The organism is Microbacterium sp. Bi128 (genome assembly GCF_918698205.1).
In genome coordinates, this window is sequence record NZ_CAKKMM010000843.1 from 1 (window position 1) to 2,219 (window position 2,219).

Annotated in this window: 2 protein-coding genes and 1 pseudogene; 1 reads left to right on the top strand and 2 read right to left on the bottom strand. The window is 68.2% G+C overall.

Annotated elements, in window-relative coordinates; translation table 11 throughout:
- A pseudogene (locus tag LQV45_RS27025) lies at nt 1–854 on the top strand (cytochrome); the annotation flags it as partial.
- A gap of 16 nt (nt 855–870) precedes the next feature.
- Here the strand turns inward: LQV45_RS27025 and LQV45_RS27030 are convergent.
- Nucleotides 871–1,650 carry an enoyl-CoA hydratase gene (locus LQV45_RS27030; RefSeq protein ID WP_223914579.1) on the bottom strand — a complete coding sequence of 260 codons (780 nt, stop codon included), beginning with the start codon at nt 1,648–1,650 and terminating at the stop codon, nt 871–873.
- A gap of 68 nt (nt 1,651–1,718) precedes the next feature.
- On the bottom strand, nt 1,719–2,219 hold a 501-nt coding region (locus LQV45_RS27035), incomplete at its 5' end, for an NAD-binding protein (protein WP_230009846.1).

A 2,219-nucleotide genomic window follows, 5' to 3' on the forward strand; every position in this document is an offset into this window, starting at 1 on the left:
TGGCGGATGTCGCGGCCGATCCTGCCCAACGCGCCGAACTTGAGGCCCTGGCCCAGGACCGCGGGCGGTACGCGGCCGAGATCCTCGACAGGCGCGTTTCCATCCTTGACCTGCTGGAGACGTATCCGTCATGCCAGCTGTCGTTCACCTCGTTCCTGCAACTGCTGACCCAGCTGACCCCCCGGCGGTACTCCATCTCCTCGTCCCCGCTCTGGAGCCCCGACCACGTGACCCTGACCTTCGCCGTCATCCAGGCTCCGGCGTGGTCCGGCCGCGGGGTCTTCGAAGGGGCCTCGTCCACCTACCTCGCCCAGGCCAGGCCCGGGTCAAGGGTCGCGGTTACTGTCCGCCCCTCGAACGCGGCCTTCCACCCGCCGCCGTCCCTGGCGGTCCCGCTCATCATGGTCTGCGCGGGGACGGGACTGGCCCCCTTCCGCGGGTTCGTCCAGGACCGGGCGCTGCGGGCCGAGGCCGAGGAGACGACGCCGGCACCTGCCCTGCTGTTCTTCGGCTGCCGCGCCCCGGACACCGACTTCCTCTACCGCTCGGAACTCGCGTCATGGGCGGACCAAGCCAACCTCGATCTGCGGCCGGTCTTTTCCACCGCACCCGAGGACGGCCTGAAATACGTCCAGGACAGGCTCTGGGCAGACCGGGCCGACGTCGTCGAGCTGGTCCGGCAGGGCGCCACGGTCTATGTCTGCGGCGACGGCAAGCACATGGCGCCGCAGGTCCGGGACACGTGCGCCCTCATTTACCAGGAAGCGACCGGCGCCTCCAAGGCGGAGGCCGAGGCCTGGATGGATGAGGTGGAGCGCACCCACGGCAGGTACGTGGCCGACATCTTCACCTGAGGCCGGCCGGTGCCGCCTAGCGGTGGTTGAACTCCGGCTGCCGCTTCTCGGTGAAGGCGGCCATGCCTTCCTTCTGATCCTCGGTGGCGAACAGCGAGTGGAACACGCGCCGTTCAAACAGCACGCCTTGGGCAAGCCCGGTCTCAAACGCGGCGTTCACCGCTTCCTTGGCCACCATCGCCACCGGCTTGGATTTGGACGCAATCACCTCGGCGGCCTTCAGTGCCTCCTCGACGACGTCCGCGGCGGGGACCACCCGGGACACCAGGCCCGCGCGTTCGGCCTCCTCGGCGTCCATGAAGCGGCCGGTCAGGATCATGTCCATCGCCTTGGACTTGCCCACTGCGCGGGTCAGGCGCTGTGAGCCGCCCATGCCGGGGAGCACGCCAAGGTTGATTTCCGGCTGGCCGAACTTGGCGTTGTCCCCGGCGATGATGAAGTCGCACATCATCGCCAGCTCGCAGCCGCCGCCGAGCGCGAAGCCGGACACGGCTGCCACGACGGGGATGCGGAGCCGGGTGAAGTCCTCCCAGCCGCGGAACCAGTCCGCCGCGTACATGTCCATGTAGCCCTTGGACTGCATTTCCTTGATGTCCGCGCCGGCAGCAAAGGCCTTCGCCGAACCGGTCACCACCACGGCACCGACCCCCGGGTCCGCGTCCATCCCGGCGACTGCCTTCACCAGCTCGTCCATCGTGGCCTTGTTCAGGGCATTGAGGGCCTCGGGCCGGTTGAGCGTCACGAGGCCCACGCGGCCGCGGCGCTCCACCAGGATGTTTGCGTACTGTTCCGTCATGGGTGGTCCCCTTAGGTGGTGCTGGTCTGGTTCTGGTTCTGATGTTGCGCGTTGGCTTCGGTCCGGGACTAGTGCCCGGCCGTGCCTGCCTCGTATTTGCCTGCTTCCGACTTTTCCCGGATGTCGGTGATGATGCCCGAGAAGTCCCGGCCGGCACCGCCTTCCGCGGCAAACGTATCGTAAATTTCGGCCGCGAGCGGCCCGAGCCGGGCCGCGACGCCGGTGCTCTGCAACGCGTTGAGGGCCAGCTTGAGGTCCTTGGCCATGAGCGCCCCGGCGAAGCCAGGCTGGTAGTCCCGGTTGGCGGGGCTCGTCGGGACCGGACCGGGCACGGGGCAATTGGTGGTCAGCGCCCAGCACTGTCCCGAGGCGGCGGAAGCGACGTCGAACAGCGCCTGGTGGGTCAGGCCGAGCTTCTCGCCCAGCACAAAGGCCTCACTGACGGCGATCATCGAGACGCCCAGGATCATGTTGTTGCAGATCTTGGCCGCCTGGCCGGCACCGTGCGCGCCGCAGTGGACCACCCGCTTGCCCATGACTTCCAGCAGCGGCTTGACGGCCTCAAAGTC

Bases quoted from the DNA above. Each gene is read 5' to 3' on its own strand.
- LQV45_RS27030 (WP_223914579.1), bottom strand. From the start codon at position 1,650: ATGACGGAACAGTACGCAAACATCCTGGTGGAGCGCCGCGGCCGCGTG.